Here is a 20909-nt window from a genome sequence, read left to right on the forward strand (position 1 = left end):
GGGTGACGGAGAGGAAAGGGCTGTGACGGGTGAGGGAGAGGAAAGGACTGTGACCGGTGATGAAGGGGTGGGCGGGTGTGATGAGTGAGATGCCCATGGCTGCCGCCGTGGCCTGTGCAGGGGCAGCGGCCTGGCTGACGGGCGGACCGTACGCGGGGGCCAGGAGGGCGCAGCTGCTGCTCGCCGGAGGCGGAGCGGTAGGCAGTGGGCCGCCCCCGGCCTGGCGCCGACTGGTCGGCGAACTGCGCAGGTTCAGGGGGCGGTGGCGGCCCGAATGGTGGGCGCCGGTCGCCGGTGTGCTCCTCGCGATGCTGGGCGGCTCGGCACTGCCGGTCGTCGCGGGGGCGGCCGGAGTGCCCCTGCTGCGCCGGGCGCGGCGGGCGGCCGAGACGCGGCGGGAGGGGGAACGGCGAGGTGACGCGGTGATCGCGCTGTGCGCGGCGCTCGCGGGGGAGGTGCTCGCGGGCCGGCAGCCCGGGGAGGCGTTGCAGTGGGCCGCGCGGGACTCGGGAGGGCTGGGCGAGGCGCAGCCCATGGTGCTGGCGGCGGCGCGGTTCGGCGGTGACGTGCCACGAGCCCTGGCGCTCGCCGCACGGTCGCCGGGCGCCGAGGGACTGCTCGGACTGGCCGCGTGCTGGCGGGTGGCCGTGGACCAGGGTGCGGGTCTCGCGGCCGGACTCGATCGTCTCGAAGCCGCCCTGCGAGCGGAGCGGGACCAACGAGCCGATCTGCGAGCCCAGTTGGCAGGACCCCGCGCCACCGTGGTGATGCTCGCCGGCCTGCCGGTCCTGGGACTGCTGCTGGGCGCCGCGCTCGGCGCCGACCCCCTGCACGTCCTGCTGCACACCGGAGCGGGGTTGGGCTGCCTGCTCGTCGGCGGAGTGCTGGAGGGCGCCGGGGCGTGGTGGGCGCTGCGGATCGTGCGCAAGGCGGAGGCGACGTGAGCGGGACACGGGCCGGGCGGCCGGACCGGCGTCGAGGGAGACGGGACATGGGCGATGTGGACGGAGCGGTCATGAACGGAGAAGTTGTCCACAGGCTGGGGGCGGCCGTGGGGATCGCGTCGGCCCTGTGGTGGTCGGTACGGCGGCTGGCTGCGGTCAGGCGCGGGCGCAGGGCCCGTCGGCGGCTGGCCGGGCTGCTGACCTCGGACGCGGCGTCGGGTCCGGCGTACGAGCCGCCGCCGGGCAGACGGCGTCCGAGGCCGCGGGAGGTCGTAGGGCGGTGGCTCCCCGAACTGCTTGTGGCGGGCGCCGGATGGGTGGCGGTCGGCGGTGTCGCGGGTCTCGCCCTGGGGCTGACGGGCGCGGTGGGTCTGGGACGTTGGCGACGTCGGCAGCGGGCCACGAGCAGGGTGAGCGAGGGCGCCGCGGGGCTCGCCGCACGGCAGCTCCCGCTCGCTGCGGATCTGCTGGCCGCTTGCATCGCGGCCGGGGCCGGACCGGTGTTCGCGGCGCAGGCGGTCGGTGACGCTCTGGGCGGTCCCGTCGGGAACGGGCTGGCGCGCGGTGCGGCCGAGGTACGGCTGGGCGGCGAACCGGGCTCCGCCTGGCGGAAGCTGGCCGCGACGCCCGGCGCGGCGGCGCTGGCCGGGCTGCTGGAGCGGGCTGACGTGTCGGGTGTGCCGGCCGCCGCACCCGTCGCCCGGCTCGCCGCCGACACCCGGGCCGGCTGGGCGCGCGCGGCGACGGCTCGGGCCCGGCGGGCGGCCGTCATGGTCACGGCGCCTGTGGGGCTGTGCTTCCTTCCCGCCTTCATCGCGGTCGGGGTGCTGCCGATCGTGCTCGGACTGACAGGTGGAGTGCTGGAAGGGGGTGGGCCATGAGTGGAGTGCTGGAAGGGGGTGGGCCGTGACGACGCGACGCGTATGAGCGGCCGGACGACGAGAGATCGACAGAACGAAAGTGAGCTCAGCCGAACTGGGCTCAGCCGAACTGGACCGGAAATAACGGGGGTTGAGATGAGCAGGACGACGGCACGGGTGGTACGGACGGTGAGGGCAAGGCTGTTCGCCCTGGTGCGCGGGGCGCAGGGTGCACGGCGGGACGCGGGAATGGTGACGTCCGAGTACGCGATGGGAATCGTGGCGGCAGTTGGCTTCGCGGTGCTTCTCTACCAGGTGGTGACGAGCGATGTGGTCGCGGAGCAACTGCAGGCGCTGGTGAAGCGGGCGCTCAGTGCGGGCGCGTAGGCACGGAGGCGAGCCCGCGCGCCTGTCCCGACGGCAGCGCTGCCGCGGGGACCGCGGGTTCGTGACGGCGGAGTCGGCCGTGGTGCTGCCGGTGCTGGTGGTCTTCGCGATGTCGCTGGTCTGGGGGCTGCTCGCCGTGTCCGCCCAGATCCAGTGCGTGGACGCGGCCAGGGCGGGCGCCCGGGCCGCGGCCCGGCGGGATCCGGACGCCGCGGTGCTCGAGGTGGCCCGCGCCACGGCGCCGCGCGGGGCGCGGGTGACCGTCGGCAGGGAGGGCGATCAGGTTCGTGTGGTGGTCGTGGCGAAGCCGCCGGGACTGCGTGGGCTGCCTTTCGAGGTACGGGAGGAGGCCGTGGCCGCCGCGGAGGACACCGTGGGCGAGCAGGGTGGCGCAGAGGACCCTGGAGGCCGCGGAGGCCGAGGGGGCACCGGGAACGCGGGCGACGGCCCGGGAGACACCGGGAGCGCGGCCGACGGCCATGGGGAGGCCCCGGGTGCGGAGACGGCGTCATGAGCCGCCCCGGGCGCGTCGAAGCGGACCGCAGGGGGCTGCCCCGCCCCCTCGGCCAGGGCGGGAGGCGTCTGCGCGGCCTCTCGGCGGAGGGGGGAGACCTGCGCCACGCAGGAGGGGGCGGGGCGGGTCTGCACGGCCTCGGCGAAGGCACGAGGGGTCGTCATGGCGTCGCCGAAGGCGGGAGAGGCCTTCGTGGTCTCGGCGAAGGCGGGAGGGGCGATCTCCGCGGCCTGCGGGAAGGTCTCGGCGGGCGCCTGCGTCGCGCCGAGGGGCGCCGGACCCGCCTTCGGCGTCTCTCGGCCGGCCGCCGTCGGGGTGGAGACCGCGGCTCGGCCACCGTCTGGAGCGTCGGCGTGATCGCCGTGCTGTGCGTGGTGTTCGGCGCGGTACTCGCCCTCGGGCAGGCTGTGACGACCCGGCACCGGGCCGCGGGCGGCGCCGACCTCGCGGCGCTCGCGGCCGCCGATCACTGGTCGGACGGCGCCGACCGGGCCTGTGCACGGGCGGACCGGGTGGCCCGCGCGCAAGGTGCGCGGCTGGTGCGGTGCTCTGTGATCGGCCAGATCTCGGACGTGACGGCGTCCTCGGGACGGGGACCGTTCGCGGCCGAGGTCAGGGCGCGGGCGGGACCGCCGGAGGCGGCGGCACGTCCGGTGCCTCCGTCACCGCAGACATCTCCGGCTCTGCCTGCGGACCCACGTCCGGCTCAGCCTGCCGGCGCTCTCCCGCCCCCTCCTGCGCGGCAGGCTCCGCCGTCTGCCGCGCGGTCGGTTCCTCCGTCTCCTCTGCGGTCGCTTCCCCCGAGTCCTCCGTGGTCGGTTCGGGCTTCTCCTGCGGAGCCTCCCGCAGGAGCTCCGTGAGGAGGCGGACCGCGCCTCTCTTGTGCAGGGGGTCGTTGCCGTTGCCGCACTTGGGGGACTGGATGCAGGACGGGCAGCCGGCGTCGCACTCGCAGGAGGCGATGGCCTGGCGGGTGGCGGTCAGCCAGGCGCCGGCGGTGTGGAAGGCCCGCTCCGCGAAGCCCGCGCCGCCGGGATGGCCGTCGTAGACGAAGACCGTCGGCAGCAGCGTGTCGGGATGGAGGGGCACCGACACGCCGCCGATGTCCCAGCGGTCGCAGGTCGCGAAGAGCGGCAGCATGCCGATCGACGCGTGTTCGGCGGCGTGCAGGGCCCCGCCGAGAATCTCGGGGTTGATCCGGGCCGCGTCCAGCTGGTCGTCGGTGACGGTCCACCACACGGCGCGCGTGCGCAATGTACGGGGAGGGAGGTCGAGTTTCGACTCGCCCAGGACCTCACCGGTGATGACACGCCGGCGAAGGAAGGAGACGACCTGGTTGGTGACTTCCACCGACCCGTAGCACAACCGTCCCTGACCCCAGGGGACTTCGACGTCCGTTTCCAGGACGGAGATCGACGTCGTGTCGCGGGCGACCGTCGAGTAGGGCGGGCTGGCCTCCTCGACCAGGGCGACCGAGTCGTCCAGGTCCAGGGAACGCACGAGATACGTGCGGCCCTGATGGAGGTGGACCGCACCCTCGTGGACGGTGGTGTGGGAGGCCCCGGCGTCGACCGTGCCGAGCAGTCGGCCCGTGCCGGTCTCGACGACCTGGACCGGGCGGCCGCCCTGGCCGCGGATGTCCGCCAGGTCGGCGGCCGATTCGCGGCGCGTCCAGTGCCAGGCCCTCGTCCGGCGGCGCAGCAGCTTTGCGGCCTCCAGTTGTGGCAGCAGGCCTTCGGTCTCGGGGCCGAACAGCGGGAGGTCCTCGTCGGTGAGCGGCAGCTCGGCGGCCGCCGCGCACAGATGCGGGGCGAGAACGTACGGGTTGTCGGGGTCGAGGACCGTCGATTCCACCGGACGGTCGAACAGCGCCTCCGGGTGGTGGACGAGGAAGGTGTCCAGGGGGTCGTCGCGGGCGATGAGCACGGCCAGTGCGCCCTGACCCGCGCGGCCCGCCCGCCCGGCTTGTTGCCACAGGGAGGCGCGTGTGCCCGGATAGCCCGCGATCAGGACGGCGTCGAGTCCGGAGACGTCGATGCCGAGTTCCAGGGCGGTGGTCGCGGCGAGACCGAGGAGCTCGCCCGAGTGGAGGGCCTGCTCCAGGGCGCGCCGCTCTTCGGGCAGGTAGCCGCCGCGGTAGGCGGCGACACGCCGGGCGAGCGAGCGGTCGACCTCGGCCAGGCGTTCCTGGGCGATCACGGAGACCAGCTCCGCGCCGCGCCGGGAGCGGACGAAGGCGACGGTGCGCACGCCCTGGACGGCGAGGTCGGTCAGCAGGTCGGCGGTCTCGGCGGTGGCGGTACGCCGGACGGGTGCACCTTTCTCGCCGACCATCTCGGTGAGCGGCGGCTCCCAGAGTGCGAACACCAGTTCCCCTCGGGGGGAGGCGTCGTCGGCGACCTCCACCACGGGGAGGCCGGTGAGACGGCCGGCGGCTACGGCAGGCTCGGCCGCGGTCGCGGAGGCCAGCAGGAAGACCGGGGAGGAGCCGTAGCGGGCGCACAGGCGGCGCAGCCGCCGCAGGACCTGGGCGACGTGGGAGCCGAACACGCCGCGGTAGGTGTGGCACTCGTCGATGACGACGTACTTCAGGGACTTCAGGAAGGAGGACCAGCGGGGGTGGGACGGGAGTATGCCCCGGTGCAGCATGTCGGGGTTGGTGAGGACGTAGTTGGCGTACTGGCGGATCCACTCCCGTTCCTCGAACGGCGTGTCGCCGTCGTACACGGCCGGCCGTACGGCGTTGCCGAGAGGTTGTGAGAGTTCCTTCACCGAGCGGCACTGATCGGCCGCCAGGGCCTTGGTGGGGGCCAGGTAGAGCGTCGTGGCGCCGCGGCCGTTGGGGGCCTCGGAGCCGTCCAGGAGGGCCGAGAGGACCGGTACGAGGTAGGCCAGCGACTTGCCGGACGCGGTGCCCGTGGCGACGACCACGCAGTCCCCGTCGAGGGCGTGCTCGGCGGCCAGGGCCTGATGGGCCCAGGGGTGCTCGATGCCGCAGGCCTGCACGGCCGCGACGACCTCGGAACGAATCCGGTCGGGCCAGACGGCATGGCGGCCCGCGCGCGGGGGCAAGTGCTCCGTATGAGTGATGCGCGACGCCCGGCTCGGTCCGGGGGCGAGCCGGTCGAGGACCGCGCCCGGAGACAGGCGGGACGCGGTCTCGGGCGAGGATGGATCGGATCGGAGATTATTGGCCATCGGCACCGAGTGTGTCACTGGCGTGACGGACAATGGAGCCAAGGCGTCGTGCACGCCTGCCGGTAAGTGATTGAATGCCATCGCGGCTGGCGTACCGTCCCGGGGGCTCCTGTTCAGGTGTTCCGAGGGACGACCGCTCGATAGCAAGGTGCTGGAGGATCCGTGGACCTGTCCCTGTCGACCCGTACCGTCGGCGATCGTACGGTCGTCGAGGTCGGTGGCGAAATCGACGTATATACCGCGCCCAAGTTGCGCGAGCAGCTGGTCGAGCTGGTGAACGACGGGAATTTCCACCTCGTCGTCGACATGGAGGGCGTGGACTTCCTCGACTCCACCGGGCTCGGCGTACTGGTGGGCGGACTGAAGCGGGTGCGTGCCCATGAGGGCTCGCTCCGTCTGGTCTGCAACCAGGAGCGTATTTTGAAGATCTTCCGCATCACTGGTCTGACCAAGGTGTTCCCCATTCACACCTCGGTCGACGAAGCGGTCGCTGCCACCGACTGACCACCCGTGCCGGGCCCGCGCGGCCCGGCACGGATGGTCGAACAACGTAGGGGGTCCGGGCCTCGGCGGCCCGGCTCCCCTGACAGCACGCCCGTAGTTCCGAGGGGGACGCATGGCCACCGTTGAACTCCGCTTCAGCGCGCTGCCCGAGCACGTCAGGACCGCCCGACTCGTGGCGGCGGCGGTGGCGCGCAGGGCCGGGGTGGACGAGGCCGTTCTCGACGAGGTCCGGCTCGCCGTCGGTGAGGCCTGCTCCCGCGCCGTCGGACTGCACCAGACGGGCGGTATCACCGCGCCCGTGAAGGTGCTGCTGATCGAGGAGGAGAAGCAGTTCTCCATCGAGGTCGGCGACGAGGCGCCGCGTGCGGCGCCCGGCGAACGGGCGCCCGGCTCCGGCGGGGACGTGGAGGCCGAGGAGGACGAGATGGGCCTCGCGGTCATCAGCGGCCTCGTGGACGACGTGGAGGTCACCGCCGGAGAGCACGGCGGGCAGATCCGTATGACCTGGCCGTCGGCTGCGGTGACGGCCACGCTGACCTGAGCCGTCCACGACGTTTCGGCTTCATCCGAAGGGCCCCACTCCGGTGGGGCCCTTTGACATGCGCGGACCTGGGTGCTCGTGCATGCTTGCAGTGATCTCGCGGAGTGAATCATGAGAAGTCGTTCATGAGAACACGGTCACGAGAGCGCAGTCACGAGAAGACAGTCACACGAAGTGAATCATGCGGCGAACGAAATCGACTGCAATTCGTGAAGCAATTCACGATCAATGCCTTGAGGGCATTACTTGACGAAAAGGCGAATTTCGTTTGCCGGGCACTGTTTTGATCAGGTGCCGGTACCTACAATCCGTCCACATCTTGAGCTCAGCCCAAGCGTCAAGGAGGACGAATGGCGGGGCTTCCCACCTCTCATCCGTTGGATCACCCGACAACCCTCGCAGCCGCGGAGCTGACCGACGGCAACCGCCTCCTGGTGGTGGTCATCGCGGTCGTCGCGTTGGCCGCACTCGTGGTCGCGGGCGTGCTGCTGCGCCAGGTGCTCGCCGCCGGCGAGGGCACCGACAGCATGAAGAAGATCGCGGCGGCGGTCCAGGAGGGCGCCAACGCCTATCTGGCCCGGCAGTTGCGCACGCTCGGCGTATTCGCCGTCGTCGTATTCTTCCTGCTCATGCTGCTGCCCGCGGACGACTGGAAACAGCGGGCCGGCCGATCATTGTTCTTCTTGATCGGAGCGGCGTTCTCGGCGGCCACCGGATATATCGGTATGTGGCTCGCCGTGCGCAGCAACGTACGTGTCGCCGCGGCGGCACGGGAAGCGACGCCGGCGGAAGGCGAACCGGAAAAGGATCTCACCGCCGTCTCGCACAAGGCAATGAAGATCGCATTTCGCACGGGCGGCGTGGTCGGCATGTTCACGGTGGGGCTCGGCCTGTTCGGCGCGGCCTGCGTGGTGCTGGTGTACGCGGCCGACGCGCCGAAGGTGCTGGAGGGGTTCGGGCTCGGCGCCGCCCTCATCGCCATGTTCATGAGGGTCGGCGGCGGCATCTTCACCAAGGCCGCCGACGTCGGCGCCGACCTGGTCGGAAAGGTGGAGCAGGGCATTCCGGAGGACGATCCGCGCAATGCCGCGACCATCGCCGACAACGTGGGCGACAACGTCGGCGACTGCGCGGGCATGGCGGCCGACCTCTTCGAGTCGTACGCGGTGACCCTGGTCGCCGCGCTGATCCTGGGCAAGGCGGCCTTCGGCGACGCCGGACTCGCCTTCCCGCTGCTCGTGCCCGCGATCGGCGTGCTCACGGCCATGGTCGGGATCTTCGCGGTCGCCCCGCGCCGGGCCGACCGGAGCGGCATGTCGGCGATCAACCGGGGCTTCTTCATCTCGGCGACGATCTCGCTCGTCCTGGTCGCCGTGGCGGTCTTCCTCTATCTCCCCGGCAAGTACGCCGACCTCGACGGCGTCACCGACGCGGCGATCCAGGGCAAGAGCGGCGACCCGCGCCTCCTCGCGCTCGTCGCGGTGGCGATCGGCATCCTTCTGGCAGCCGTCATCCAGCAGTTGACGGGCTATTTCACGGAGACCAACCGCCGTCCGGTGCGCGACATCGGAAAGTCGTCGCTGACGGGTCCGGCCACCGTGGTCCTCGCCGGCATCTCCGTCGGTCTCGAATCGGCCGTCTACACGGCCCTGTTGATCGGCCTCAGCGTGTACGGCGCGTTCCTGCTGGGAGGTGCGTCGATCATGCTGGCGCTGTTCGCGGTGGCGCTGGCCGGCACCGGTCTGCTCACCACGGTGGGCGTGATCGTGGCCATGGACACCTTCGGGCCGGTCTCCGACAACGCGCAGGGCATCGCCGAGATGTCGGGCGACGTCGAGGGCGCGGGCGCGCAGGTGCTCACCAACCTGGACGCCGTCGGCAACACCACCAAGGCGATCACCAAGGGCATCGCCATCGCCACCGCCGTCCTGGCGGCGTCGGCGCTCTTCGGGTCGTACCGGGACGCGATCACGACCGGCGCGCACGACGTGGGCGAGAAACTGTCCGGGGCGGGCGCGCCGATGACCCTGATGATGGACATCTCCCAGCCCAACAACCTCGTCGGTCTCATCGCGGGCGCGGCGGTCGTCTTCCTCTTCTCGGGGCTGGCGATCAACGCGGTGTCACGGTCGGCGGGCGCCGTGGTGTTCGAGGTGCGGCGGCAGTTCCGCGAGCACCCCGGGATCATGGATTACACCGAGGAGCCGGAGTACGGCAAGGTCGTCGACATCTGCACCCGGGACGCGCTGCGCGAACTGGCAACTCCCGGACTGCTGGCCGTGCTGGCGCCCATCTTCATCGGGTTCACCCTCGGGGTCGGGGCGCTGGGCGCGTTCCTGGCGGGCGCCATCGGCTCCGGCACGCTGATGGCCGTCTTCCTCGCCAACTCCGGTGGCGCGTGGGACAACGCCAAGAAGCTGGTCGAGGACGGGCATCACGGCGGGAAGGGCAGCGAGGCGCATGCGGCGACGGTGATCGGCGACACGGTCGGCGACCCGTTCAAGGACACCGCAGGCCCCGCGATCAATCCGCTGCTGAAGGTCATGAACCTCGTGGCGCTCCTGATCGCGCCAGCGGTGATCAAGTTCAGCTACGGTGACGACAAGAGCGTCGGCGTGCGGATCGTGATCGCGCTCCTCTCGCTCCTCGTCATCGTGGTCGCGGTGTACGTCTCCAAGCGGCGAGGCATCGCCATGGGTGACGAAGAGAACAGCGCCGGCAGGGCGTCCAAGTCGGCCGATCCGGCGGTGGTTTCCTAGCGCGGCTCACCGGAGCCCAGTCCAAAGGGCGGGCGGACGGCGCGGGTTGACGCGTCGCCCGCCCGCCGCGTCCTGGGTGCGACCCGGCCGTGAGCCTTCTCTCTCATGGTGCAAATGGTGCATCAGCTTGTATAACGGTCATTCGTTCTGGGGTTGTCGCCCGGTTGGCGTGTATGTTCCGGGGCCGAGAGCCATGGAAGGAACCAAACCGGTGAACAAGAAGCTCACGGCCGCACTGTCCGGCGGTGCGGTACTGGTACTGGCGCTGTCCGGATGCAGCAGCGACGAAGGCAACAAGGAGCTCGACGCCTGGGCCAAGCAGGTCTGCGACGCGCTGCCCGCGCAGGACGCCAAGGTCGACGCGGCCAACGCCGCGATCAAGCAGGCCGCCACGGACAACAATGCTCCGGTGAACGTCCAGAAGACCGACTCGAAGGCGTTCCAGGACATGTCCGACGCCTACAGCGCGCTCGCACAGGCCGTCCAGAAGGCGGGCACGCCGCCCGGCGTCGACAACGGCGAGAAGAAGCAGAAGGACGCCGTCGCGGCGCTCACGACCCTCTCGACCTCCTACGCGGGCCTGAAGAAGCAGGTCGACGCCCTGGACACCAAGGACCAGGGGAAGTTCGCCGACGGTCTGCAGGACATCGCCACCGATCTCGGCCAGCTCAGCAAGAGCGGCAACACCGCGCTGAAGAACCTGGAGCAGGGCGACGTCAAGGACGCCATGGCCGAGCAGGACAGCTGCAAGAAGGTGGCCGCCGCCGCGTCGTCCCGCGCGACGAAGAGCTGAGCGGGGCGCGATCGGAGGGGCCGGGTCGGGAGCGGCCCAGGGGGTGACGGGAGACAATGGGGGGCGTGAGTAACGCCACCCTGTCGCCCCTGCCCTCCGCCGACCGTCCCGACGTCGCCGTCCGGCTGCGGGAGGCCCTGCTCGCGGCCTCCTTCACCGCGGACGGTCTGCTCGACCTGCTCGGCGCCCCCGCCTACGCGGCTCTGGCCCGCAGCGAGACCGTGCCGGCGCTGCGCGCGACCCGCGGGGACACGCCGCTCGAGACGCTCGTGCGTCTCTTCCTGCTCCAGCAACCGGTGCCACACGCGCGCGTGGCGGAGTTCCTGCCCGTGCACGCGTGCGTGGAGAGCGGCTGGCTGGTCCCCACGGGAGGGGACGAGATGGCCGCGACCGTCGACGTGCGGCCGTACGGCGGTCCGGGCGGCGAGGACTGGTTCATCGTGTCCGACCTCGGGTGCGCGGTCGGCGGCGCGGGCGGCATCGGCAGCACCGACGAGGGGGTCGTCCTCGGTGTCGGAGGCGCGTCGACGACCCTCGCCGGCATCACCGTGCGCAGGCCCGTCCAGGCCGCGCTCGACCTGGGCGCCGGCTCGGGTATCCAGGCGCTGCACGCCGCCCAGCACGCCACACGCGTGACGGCGACCGACCTCAACCCCCGCGCGCTGCACATCACCGCCCTCACCCTCGCGCTGTCCGCCGCCCCGGCGGCCGAGCTGCGCGAGGGCTCGCTCTTCGACCCGGTCCGCGACGACGAGACCTACGACCTGATCGTGTCGAATCCGCCGTTCGTGATCTCGCCGGGCGCCCGGCTGACCTACCGGGACGGCGGGATGGGCGGGGACGATCTGTGCCGCTCGCTCGTTCAAGGAGCGGGGGAACGGCTGAACGAGGGCGGGTTCGCGCAGTTCCTCGCCAACTGGCAGCACGTGGAGGGGGAGGACTGGCAGGACAGACTCAGGTCGTGGGTGCCCCGTGGGTGCGACGCGTGGATCGTGCAGCGCGAGGTGCAGGACGTCACGCAGTACGCCGAGCTCTGGCTGAGGGACGCCGGTGACCACCGCAGCGACCCGGCCGAGTACCAGGCGCGCTACGACGCATGGCTGGACGAGTTCGAGGCGCGCAAGGTGAAGGGTGTCGGATTCGGCTGGATCACGCTCCGCAGGACGGCGGCAGCGGAGCCCGTGATCACGGTGGAGGAATGGCCGCACCCGGTGGAACAGCCGCTCGGCGACGCGGTCCTGGCGCACTTCGAGCGGCTCGACTACCTGCGTGCGCACGATGACGCGGCGTTGCTCGCCGGTCACTTCCGGCTGGTCGAGGAGGTCGTCCAGGAGCAGGTGGGGCTTCCCGGCGCGGAGGACCCGGAACACGTGGTGCTGCGCCAGCACCGCGGCATGCGCCGGGCGACCAAGGTCGACACGGTCGGCGCGGGCTTCGCGGGCGTGTGCGACGGCTCGCTGAGCGCCGGCCGCATCCTCGACGCGATCGCCCAGCTGGTGGGCGAGGACCCGGTTGCGTTGCGGGACCGCACTCCGGCCCAGATCCGCCTGCTGGTGGAGCAGGGGTTCCTCGAACCGGCGCACTGATGCCGCGACGCGGCCGGATTTCGCCTCCTCGGGACGGACCGGTCCCGGCGGGTTCCGGGCACGCAGGTCCGCCGAACGCTTCCGCGTCCCTGCGGCTCCGTAACCCGTGACCCCGCGGCTCCGCGTGTCCTCGTCTCCCTTTTCCTTCGCGGTTTCGCGTCGGCGCCGCTTCGGATGCGAGGGCGGGCGTCGGGATGCGAGGGCCGTCGGGATGCGCGGGGCCGCCTTGCCCGTACGGCGGCACGCCGCGGACCGCGCCGCCGTCCCGTGCCTGCTCCTGCCCTGGCCTGCCGGGCCCCTCCGCCCGGTGCCGCGGGGTTCGCCCCGCACGTAGGCCGGGCGTTCACCTCGGGTTCGCCGGATCGCCGCCCGCGCGTGACAGCGTCCTGCTCGGGGCCGGGTCCGAGCCGGGCAGGCACGGGCGCGCGGGCAGACGAAGGGGGGCGGAGGCGACCATGGAGAACGGGCCGATGATCTTCGCGGGAATGGTGTTCGTTCTGTTCGGGGGCGCTCTGCTGGTGTGGACGGCGGTCCGGGTGGGGCACCGGGAGCCCGTGGCCCAGGATGTGAGCCCTGTCGCATCGGCTGCTCTGGCGCTGGTGGCCTCGTGCGCGGCGCTCGCGGTCGGCGTGTGGTGCCTGGCCCGCCTGTGAGTCGATCTCGCCGCACGCGCGTTCGGCCGGCGTGAGGGTGCTCACGCCGATCACGGGGAGGGCGTCCCGCGGTCGTGCGGAAAACGGCCGGTCGGCACTCCGGGCGGCAGGAATGGCGGTAGTCGGGTTACCGTTCGAGTGGCCGTTGCGGGCTTTTCCCGTTTGACACGGGGGCGGGATGTACCGTCACACTCCGCAGCGTCACCATGACCCGACCCCGGGAGCAAGGCCTGGGGAGGCCCCAGCCCCGACCGGAGAGAAGAGCGAAGTTGTCCCCGACCAGCGAGACCGCACAGGGCGGCCGCCGACTCGTGATCGTCGAGTCGCCTGCCAAGGCGAAGACGATCAAGGGTTACCTCGGCCCCGGCTATATCGTCGAGGCCAGCGTCGGGCACATCCGCGACCTTCCCAACGGCGCCGCGGAGGTGCCGGACCAGTACACGGGCGAGGTCCGCCGCCTCGGCGTGGACGTCGAGCACGACTTCCAGCCGATCTACGTGGTCAACGCCGACAAGCGGGCGCAGGTCAAGAAGCTCAAGGACCTGCTGAAGGAGTCCGACGAGCTCTTCCTCGCCACCGATGAGGACCGCGAGGGCGAGGCGATCGCCTGGCACCTCCAGGAAGTCCTCAAGCCGAAGATCCCGGTCAAGCGGATGGTCTTCCACGAGATCACCAAGGATGCGATCCGGGCCGCCGTCGCCAACCCGCGCCAGCTCAACCAGAAGCTCGTCGACGCCCAGGAGACCCGCCGCATCCTCGACCGTCTCTACGGCTACGAGGTCTCGCCGGTCCTGTGGAAGAAGGTCATGCCGCGCCTGTCGGCCGGCCGTGTCCAGTCCGTCGCCACCCGTCTCGTCGTCGAGCGGGAACGCGAGCGCATCGCGTTTCGTTCTGCCGAGTACTGGGACCTGACGGGCACCTTCGCGACCGGCCGCGCCGGCGACCCGTCGGACCCGTCGTCGCTGGTCGCCCGCCTCCAGTCCGTCGACGGCAGGCGGGTCGCGCAGGGCCGCGACTTCGACTCCCTGGGACAACTCAAGAGCGCGAACACCCTCCCGCTCGACGAGGCGAACGCCCGCGCCCTGGCCGCAGCGCTGGAGAACACGCGGTTCTCCGTGCGCTCCGTCGAGTCGAAGCCGTACCGCCGCTCGCCGTACGCCCCGTTCCGTACGACGACCCTGCAGCAGGAGGCCAGCCGCAAGCTGGGCTTCGGCGCGAAGGCCACCATGCAGGTCGCGCAGAAGCTGTACGAGAACGGCTACATCACGTACATGCGTACGGACTCCACGACGCTGAGCGACACGGCCATCTCCGCGGCCCGCGCCCAGGTCACGCAGCTGTACGGAGCCGACTACCTGCCGGCCCAGCCCCGCACGTACGCCGGGAAGGTCAAGAACGCGCAGGAGGCCCACGAGGCGATCCGCCCCTCGGGCGACCGTTTCCGCACCCCCGCGGAGACGGGCCTGGCCGGCGACCAGTTCAGGCTGTACGAGCTGATCTGGAAGCGGACCGTCGCCTCCCAGATGAAGGACGCGACCGGCAACAGCGTGACCGTCAAGATCGGCGGCGCCGCGGCCGACGGCCGGGACGTCGAGTTCAGCGCCTCCGGCAAGACGATCACCTTCCACGGCTTCCTCAAGGCGTACGTCGAGGGCGCAGACGACCCGAACGCCGAGCTGGACGACCGTGAGCGCCGGCTGCCGCAGGTCGCCGAGGGCGACCCGCTGTCCGCCGAGCAGATCACCGTCGACGGGCACGCCACGAAGCCCCCGGCCCGCTACACCGAGGCCAGCCTGGTCAAGGAGCTCGAAGAGCGCGAGATCGGCCGGCCGTCCACGTACGCGTCGATCATCGGCACGATCCTCGACCGCGGCTACGTCTTCAAGAAGGGCACGGCGCTCGTCCCGTCCTTCCTGTCCTTCGCCGTGGTCAACCTTCTCGAGAAGCACTTCGGGCGGCTCGTCGACTACGACTTCACCGCCAAGATGGAGGACGACCTCGACCGCATCGCCAACGGCGAGGCGCAGTCCGTGCCGTGGCTGAAGAGGTTCTACTTCGGCGAGGGAGCGGCCGAGGGCGGTGCCGCCGACGCCGGCAACGGCGACGGAGACCACCTCGGCGGCCTCAAGGAACTGGTCACCGACCTGGGCGCGATCGACGCCCGCGAAGTGTCGTCGTTCCCCGTCGGCAACGACATCATGCTGCGGGTCGGCCGCTTCGGCCCGTACATCGAGCGCGGGGAGAAGGGCGCCGAGGGTCACCAGCGGGCGGACATCGCCGAAGAGCTGGCCCCCGACGAGCTGACCGTCGAGATGGCCGAGGAACTGCTCGCCGCGCCGAGCGGTGACTTCGAGCTGGGCGCAGACCCGGCGACGGGTCACCAGATCGTCGCCAGGAAGGGCCGCTACGGCCCGTACGTCACCGAGGTGCTCCCCGAGGGCACCCCGAAGACCGGCAAGAACGCCGTGAAGCCGCGCACGGCCTCGCTGTTCAAGACGATGTCGCCGGACACCGTGACGCTGGAGGAGGCCCTCAAGCTCATGTCCCTGCCGCGCGTCGTCGGCGTGGACGCGGAGGGCCAGGAGATCACCGCCCAGAACGGCCGCTACGGGCCGTACCTGAAGAAGGGCACGGACTCGCGGTCGCTGCAGACCGAGGAGCAGCTCTTCACGATCACCCTCGAAGAGGCGCTGGAGATCTACTCCCAGCCCAAGCAGCGCGGCCGGGCCGCCGCCAAGCCGCCGCTGAAGGAGCTGGGCGCCGACCCGGTCAGCGGAAAGCCCGTCGTCGTCAAGGACGGCCGCTTCGGCCCGTACGTCACCGACGGGGAGACCAACGCGACCCTGCGCTCCGGCGACAGCGTCGAGGAGATCACCCCGGAGCGCGGCTACGAGCTGCTCGCGGAGAAGCGCGCCAAGGGGCCCGCCAAGAAGACGGCGAAGAAGGCCCCGGCGAAGAAGACGACGACCGCGAAGAAGGCCGCGCCGGCGAAGAAGGCCGCCGCCAAGAAGACCACGACGGCCGCGAAGACGACGGCGAAGAAGACCACGGCGAAGAAGACCACCGCGACGAAGACGGCGGCCGCACGGCCGACGTCGGAGGACTGACCGGCCCGCTCGCCGGCCCGGACCGCGGCCCTCGCCCGGACGGACCGCTTCTTTCCGGCATACAGCCCTCTTCCGGCGAAACGGCGGGCGGATCCGACACGGTTTCCGCACATCGCGTCCACGGAACGACCGCCCCGGCATCACTTTGGTGTCGGGGCGGTCGCACGTCCGGACGGGGGCCATGGGCTGTCAGCCGCGGCCGATAGGCTGAAAGCATGACGCGAGCCGAGCAGCCAACGGCCCACCACCCGGCCCCGGACGACGCCCTGGTGGCGGACTCCCGCGAGCGCGCAGTGCGCGCACTGTTGCGCGAGCCACAGCTCAAGCGGCTCTGGAGTGCGCAGCTGGTGGGCGGTGTGGGAGACGCCCTCGCCCTTCTGGTCCTCGTCCTCCTCGTCCTCCAGGCAGCCATCGCGGAGGCCTCCTTCGGAGGCGGCTACCGCGGCGTGGCGTTCGCGGTGGCGACCGTCTTCGGGGTGCGCATTCTGGCCACCCTGCTCTTCGGAGCGGTCCTCCTGGGCCCGTTGACCTCGCTCACCTCGCCCGACGGCCCGCTCGACCGCCGCTGGACCATGGTCGCCGCGGACGGTCTGCGCGCCGCGCTGCTGATCGTCGCACCCCTGTGGATCGACTGGACCCCCGACGACGCGCTGCCCCTGCTGCTCGTCACCGTGTTCGTGACGGGTGTTGCCGAACGGTTCTGGACGGTCGCCCGGGAGAGCGCCGCCCCGGCCCTGCTGCCCGCGCCGCCCCTGGAGGGCGCGACGGTGCGGCCGTTGCCCGACCACATGGACGCCCTGCGCCGCCTGTCGCTGCGCACCGGCTTCGTGACGATCCCGCTGGGCGCGGTCGCCCTGGTCGTCGCAGCGCTGCTCAACAACCTTCTGGGCGTCGGCGTCGCCTGGTTCGACCAGCACCAGGCGGCCCTCGCCTCGTACGTCGCCGGCGGACTCTTCGCCGGGTCGCTGTCCATCGTGACGTTCCTCGAACTGCCCGCGGTGCGCACCCCGCGCGCGCGGTCGCCGCTCGAGGGCCTGCGCCGCCCCCGCACCGCCACCGGCGTCGACAGCGGCCGCACGGGCGCGATCCCGCTGCTGGTCCTCGCCTGCGCCGCGGTCGCCGGGGCGATCTCCGCCGCCGTCGCCGTCGCCGTGCTGCACGCCAAGGACCTGGGCGGCGGCCCCGTCCTGTACGGACTGCTCGTGCTCGGGCTGACCGGCGGCGTCGTCATCGGCGTGCGCACCGCCCCCAAGGTGCTGGTGTCGCTGTCCCGACGCAGGCTGCTCGCCCTGGCCATCGCCTTCACCGGCGTGGCGCTGCTGGCCGCCGGCCTGGTCCCGGACGTCACCAGCGTGCTGCTGATCGTGACCCTGGCCGGCGTCGGCGCGGGCGTCGCCGCCAACACCGGACACGCGCTGCTCGACCAGGAGACCGAGGACCACCGCCGCGCGCGGACGACCGAGCACCTGCACGCCGTGGTCCGGGTCCTGGTGGCGCTGGGCGCGTTGCTCGCCCCGCCGGTGGCGGCGCTCATCGGCCCGCACCGCCTGGAGAACGGCAGGTTCGTCTTCGCGCACGGCGGAGCGGCGTTCGTGCTCATGCTGGTCGGAGCGCTGCTGCTGCCGGTGGCCGCCCTGGTGCTCGCCAAGGTCGACGACCGCTCCGGCGTCCCCCTCCGAAAGGACCTTCGGGACGCGCTCCTGGGCGGCGACGACCCGGACGTCTCGCCGGCCTCGAACGGCTTCTTCATCGCCCTGGAGGGCGGCGACGGCGCCGGCAAGTCCACCCAGGCCGAGGCGCTCGCCGAGTGGATCAGGGCCAAGGGCCATGAGGTCGTCCTCACCCGCGAGCCCGGGGCCACCCCCGTCGGCAAGAGGCTGCGCTCGATCCTGCTCGACGTGTCGAGCGCCGGGCTGTCCCACCGCGCGGAGGCGCTGCTGTACGCGGCCGACCGCGCCGAGCACGTCGACACCGTCGTACGGCCCGCGCTGGAGCGCGGCGCGGTGGTCATCACCGACCGGTACGTCGACTCGTCCGTGGCCTACCAGGGCGCCGGCCGTGACCTGTCCCCGACCGAGATCGCGCGGATCTCCCGTTGGGCGACGAACGGCCTGGTCCCGCATCTGACGGTCCTTCTGGACGTGTCGCCCGAGGCCGCCCGCGAGCGCTTCACGGAGGCGCCGGACCGGCTGGAGTCGGAGCCGGCGGAGTTCCACGCACGCGTGCGCTCCGGCTTCCTCACCCTGGCCGCCGCCGACCCCGGGCGTTACCTGGTCGTCGACGCGGCACAGGAGCCCGAGGCCGTCACCACCGTCGTCCGCCACCGGCTCGACCAGTTGCTGCCGCTGTCCGAGGCCGAGATCAAGGCTCAGGAGGAGGCGCGCAGGAAGGCCGAGGAGGAGGCCCGCCGCAAGGCCGAGGAGGAGGCCGCGCGCAAGGCGGAGGAGGAGCGCCTCGAGCGCGAGCGCCAGGAGCAGCTCGCCAAGCTGCGCGCCGAGGAGGAGGAGCGCAAGCGGCGCGAGCTGGAGGAGGCGCAGCGCCGCGAGGCCGAACGGCAGGCCGAGGAGGCCCGGCTGCGCGCCGAGGAGGCCCGCAGGCGCGCCGAAGAGGAGCGGGTCCGGCTCCTCGCGGAGGAGAAGGCCCGCGCCGAGGAGGAGGCCCGCCGCAAGGCGGACGAGGAGCGGCGTCGCAAGCAGGCCGAGGAAGAGGCCAGGCTGCGCGCCGAAGCCGAGACCCGGCGGCTGGAGAAGCAGCGCAAGGCCGAGGAGGCGCTGCTGCGGGCCGAGCAGGCCCGGCGCGCGGCCGAGCAGGCAGCCGCCGCCGCGTCGGTCGGCCCGAAGACGCCCCGCCCGCCCGCCGCGGCGCCGGCGGCCCCGCCGGAGGCGGTGACCGTGCCGACGCCGGTGGTGACTCCGACCAACGCGTCGGGCGGCCCGGTCGACGAGACGGCGGTGCTGCCGCCGGTCCGGATGGACAAGGAGCCCGTGCAGTCCTCCCGGACGCCGGCCGAGCCCGCCGGGCCGGCGGCCGACACCGAGGTGACGACCGAGCTGCCGCAGCCGCCCGTCCCGGCGGGCGCCGCGGACGAGACCGCGGTCCTGCCTCCGGTGCGTGACCACCGCCCCGAGGAGGAGACGGCCGTACTGCCTCCGGTGAGGGACGAGACCCCCTCGGACCGGGTGCCGCCGGGCTTCTTCCGCGACGAGCGGGACGGACGGGCGGAGCGGGGCGGCGCGCGTCCCGACGGCGCCGACGACCGGACACGCGAACTGCCGCAGCTCGACGAGGAGGGCTCGCCCCGCCGACGCCCGCGGCCGGACTGGGCCGAGGAGACCCCGCTGGACGATCTGCCGACGCTGGCGGACGAACTGCTGGGACCGCACCGCGACGAGGACGACCACGAGGGCCGCGACGAGGGCCGCGGGCGAGGCCGTCGCCGCTGAACGCCGGTCGGCTGACTCCGGTCGGCCGACGCCGGTCGACTGACGGCGGTCGACTGACGGCGGTCGGCTGACGCCGGGGGCGGGAGGCGGGGAGCGAAGGGCCCGGCCTCCCGCCCCTGGCCTGCCGCCCCGGCCTCCCGCCTCCCGCTCCCGCCTCGAGCAGCGGGGCGTCGGACGTCCGACGGGTCTTTCGTGGCGTGGTGGGTCCGGCTGCGGGCCGCCCCGGCCGCCGCGCCGGGGCCGGTTGTCAGTGGCGGCCCGCACAATGGAACCCGCAGCGCGAAACGTGACGGAAGGACGGCGTGACGCATGACCGTGTGGGACGACCTCGTCGGCCAGGAGAAGGTGAGCGAGCAGCTGATCGCCGCCGCTCGGGACGCCGACGCGTTCGTCACCGCGGCCGCCTCCCGGACCGCCCCGCCGGAGGCGTCGAAGATGACGCACGCCTGGCTGTTCACCGGCCCGCCGGGCGCCGGCCGCAGCCAGACGGCACGCGCCTTCGCCGCCGCCCTGCAGTGCGTGAGCCCGGACCGGGCGCTGGGCGGCGTCCCGGGCTGCGGGTTCTGCGACGGCTGCCATACGGCGCTCATCGGCACGCACGCGGACGTCACGACCGTCGCCGCGGTCGGGTCGCAGATCCTCGCCGAGGACATGCGCGACACGGTCCGCAAGTCCTACACCTCACCCGCCACGGGCCGCTGGCAGGTCATCCTCGTCGAGGACGCCGAGCGGCTGAACGAGAAGTCGGCCAACGCCGTGCTGAAGGCGGTCGAGGAGCCCGCCCCCCGCACGGTCTGGATGCTCTGCGCGCCCTCCCTGGAGGACGTGCTGCCCACCATCCGCTCCCGCTGCCGGCACCTGAACCTGCGCACGCCCTCCGTCGACGCCGTCGCCGACATGCTCGTACGGCGCGAGGGCATCGAGCCGGCCGTCGCCGCGGCCGCCGCCCGGGCCACCCAGGGGCACGTCGACCGGGCCCGGCGGCTCGCCACCGACCCCGCCGCGCGGGAGCGCCGGGCGACCGTGCTGAAGGTGCCCCTGCGCGTCGACGACGTCGGCGGCTGCCTCAGAGCGGCCCAGGAACTGGTCGACGCGGCCGCCGAGGACGCCAAGCAGCTCGCGGAGGAGCGGGACGGCAAGGAGACCGAGGAACTGAAGGCGGCACTGGGCGCGGCCCAGGGCGGCCGGATGCCGCGCGGTACGGCGGGCGTCATGAAGGACCTCGAGGACAAGCAGAAGCGGCGCAGGACGCGCACCCAGCGCGACAGCCTCGACCTCGCGCTCACCGACCTGACCGCCTTCTACCGTGATGTGCTGGCGCTTCAGCTCGGCTCGCGCATCGCGATCGCCAACGCGGACGCCGAAGACGCGCTGGAGAGGCTCGCCCGGGGCAGCAGACCGGAGTCGACGCTCCGCCGCATCGACGCCATCGCGGCCTGCAGGGACGCCCTCGACCGCAACGTCGCCCCGCTGCTGGCCGTGGAGGCGATGACCCTCGCCCTGAGAGCCGGCTGACGAGCCCGCCGACCCCTGGGCCTGGGAGGGCCGAGCCCCGGGAACCGTCGGACGCGCGTTGACCGCGTCACTCGTCCGTGAGCACTTGATGTACGCAGAGCGTGT

Annotated in this window: 13 protein-coding genes and 2 pseudogenes; 14 read left to right on the forward strand and 1 reads right to left on the reverse strand. The window is 72.5% G+C overall.

The window, feature by feature from the left end:
* The first annotated feature begins 80 nt into the window (after window positions 1-80).
* The 5 genes and pseudogenes from ACH4ZA_RS35210 to ACH4ZA_RS35230 form a co-directional block, all read left to right on the forward strand.
* A complete protein-coding gene (locus ACH4ZA_RS35210; RefSeq protein ID WP_398433247.1) occupies window positions 81-944 on the forward strand; it encodes a type II secretion system F family protein in 864 nt (287 codons plus the stop codon).
* Between the two features lie 71 nt (window positions 945-1015).
* A complete protein-coding gene (locus ACH4ZA_RS35215) occupies window positions 1016-1825 on the forward strand; it encodes a type II secretion system F family protein (protein WP_398433248.1) in 810 nt (269 codons plus the stop codon).
* A gap of 135 nt (window positions 1826-1960) precedes the next feature.
* The gene (locus tag ACH4ZA_RS35220) at window positions 1961-2191 is read left to right on the forward strand and encodes a DUF4244 domain-containing protein (RefSeq protein WP_398433249.1); all 231 of its coding nucleotides are present in this window, start codon (window positions 1961-1963) and stop codon (window positions 2189-2191) included.
* A gap of 22 nt (window positions 2192-2213) precedes the next feature.
* Window positions 2214-2579: pseudogene (locus ACH4ZA_RS35225) on the forward strand (TadE family type IV pilus minor pilin); the annotation flags it as partial.
* Between the two features lie 122 nt (window positions 2580-2701).
* Window positions 2702-3277: pseudogene (locus ACH4ZA_RS35230) on the forward strand (Rv3654c family TadE-like protein); the annotation flags it as partial.
* 40 nt (window positions 3278-3317) lie between these two features.
* Here ACH4ZA_RS35230 and ACH4ZA_RS35235 read toward each other — a convergent pair.
* The gene (locus tag ACH4ZA_RS35235; RefSeq protein ID WP_398433250.1) at window positions 3318-5984 is read right to left on the reverse strand and encodes a DEAD/DEAH box helicase; all 2667 of its coding nucleotides are present in this window, start codon (window positions 5982-5984) and stop codon (window positions 3318-3320) included.
* Window positions 5985-6065: 81 nt separating this feature from the next.
* Here ACH4ZA_RS35235 and bldG point away from each other — a divergent pair, with 81 nt between their 5' ends.
* From bldG to ACH4ZA_RS35280, 9 genes are all read left to right on the forward strand, one after another.
* Window positions 6066-6407, forward strand: a complete 342-nt coding sequence (bldG, locus tag ACH4ZA_RS35240; protein ID WP_009189842.1) for an anti-sigma factor antagonist BldG — start codon at window positions 6066-6068, stop codon at window positions 6405-6407.
* Between the two features lie 112 nt (window positions 6408-6519).
* Window positions 6520-6948, forward strand: a complete 429-nt coding sequence (locus ACH4ZA_RS35245) for an ATP-binding protein (protein WP_319275625.1) — start codon at window positions 6520-6522, stop codon at window positions 6946-6948.
* A gap of 350 nt (window positions 6949-7298) precedes the next feature.
* Entirely contained in the window at window positions 7299-9707 is a 2409-nt protein-coding gene (locus ACH4ZA_RS35250; RefSeq protein ID WP_398433251.1) for a sodium-translocating pyrophosphatase, read from the forward strand.
* A gap of 193 nt (window positions 9708-9900) precedes the next feature.
* Window positions 9901-10500 (forward strand): small secreted protein, encoded by a 600-nt coding sequence (locus ACH4ZA_RS35255; protein ID WP_319275622.1) that lies wholly within the window; start codon window positions 9901-9903, stop codon window positions 10498-10500.
* Between the two features lie 56 nt (window positions 10501-10556).
* On the forward strand, window positions 10557-12086 hold the full coding sequence (locus tag ACH4ZA_RS35260) for a methyltransferase (protein ID WP_319275620.1): 1530 nt from the start codon (window positions 10557-10559) through the stop codon (window positions 12084-12086).
* Between the two features lie 470 nt (window positions 12087-12556).
* Window positions 12557-12739: a hypothetical protein gene (locus tag ACH4ZA_RS35265; protein ID WP_398433252.1), complete on the forward strand. Its 183-nt coding sequence runs from the start codon at window positions 12557-12559 to the stop codon at window positions 12737-12739.
* Between the two features lie 269 nt (window positions 12740-13008).
* Complete coding sequence (gene topA / locus ACH4ZA_RS35270) at window positions 13009-15846, forward strand: type I DNA topoisomerase (protein WP_398433253.1); 2838 nt, start codon at window positions 13009-13011, stop codon at window positions 15844-15846.
* Between the two features lie 215 nt (window positions 15847-16061).
* Entirely contained in the window at window positions 16062-19289 is a 3228-nt protein-coding gene (gene tmk / locus ACH4ZA_RS35275; RefSeq protein ID WP_398433254.1) for a dTMP kinase, read from the forward strand.
* Window positions 19290-19598: 309 nt separating this feature from the next.
* A complete protein-coding gene (locus tag ACH4ZA_RS35280; protein WP_319275612.1) occupies window positions 19599-20804 on the forward strand; it encodes a DNA polymerase III subunit delta' in 1206 nt (401 codons plus the stop codon).
* The last annotated feature ends 105 nt before the right edge of the window (window positions 20805-20909 follow it).

Origin of the sequence: Streptomyces sp. NPDC020597 (assembly GCF_044335095.1) — a bacterium.
In the GTDB taxonomy this organism is placed as follows: Bacteria; Actinomycetota; Actinomycetes; order Streptomycetales; family Streptomycetaceae; genus Streptomyces.